This window comes from Vibrio sp. 1402, from assembly GCF_033340275.1.
Genome location: NZ_JAWOWE010000282.1, coordinates 1 through 698 on the forward strand (window position 1 = coordinate 1; position 698 = coordinate 698).

Sequence of the window (698 nt, forward strand, 5' to 3'; positions counted from 1 at the left end):
AACTCGACGTAATGTTTATCTAATTGCGTTTCACCAATGTGCGTCGAAAACTCCTCTTCATAGATGTCCAACAGCATCAGCAAAGCGTATTGATTTTCGACTTGTACCCCAATCAACATGTCTAATTGCGAAGTGGTTTGAATAACCCGTTGCTCAAACTTGGCTAACGTCTGTTGTATTTTCTGGCGGTTGGGTGAGATGGGAAACCAAACGGCGTTATCGAAGGTATCAGCCAATTTTTCCGCTTCAACTTCAATATCAACCAACGATTTAGTGAGCTCGAAGTTCTTTCGCTCCTTGATGGCATACTGATTCACGATCACATCGCGTTCTTCAATCAGCTGATGGCCGACCTCAGAAAGCGCGCTATGAAGTTGTTGCGTACTCTTGGAATTAATGTGAGCCATGTAGGCAAAGGTGCTCGCCACCAGCATCGCAACAAATAAGCATGAATTGACCAATCTAAACTTATTCATTTTCCAGCACCTCTAAAATTACTGGCCTTGGGGCGCTGAGTGACGTCAAGAACGCTTCGATGTCTTCGATATTGCTATCACTCATCGTAATACCAAGCTGCGTTTGTGCCATGATTTGAATGGCCTCAGCAAGGGTGGTCACTTGCCCGTTATGAAAATACGGCCCCGTTAATGCGACGTTTCTTAAACTGGCAACACGGAAATAATACCCCTCATCCCCTT

2 pseudogenes are annotated in these 698 nt (G+C 44.8%); both read right to left on the reverse strand.

Annotation, left to right across the window (positions count from 1 at the left end):
- Positions 1–476: pseudogene (locus R7044_RS25565) on the reverse strand (hybrid sensor histidine kinase/response regulator); the annotation flags it as partial.
- A pseudogene (locus tag R7044_RS25570) lies at positions 469–698 on the reverse strand (cytochrome B6); the annotation flags it as partial. The pseudogenes R7044_RS25565 and R7044_RS25570, both read right to left, overlap by 8 nt.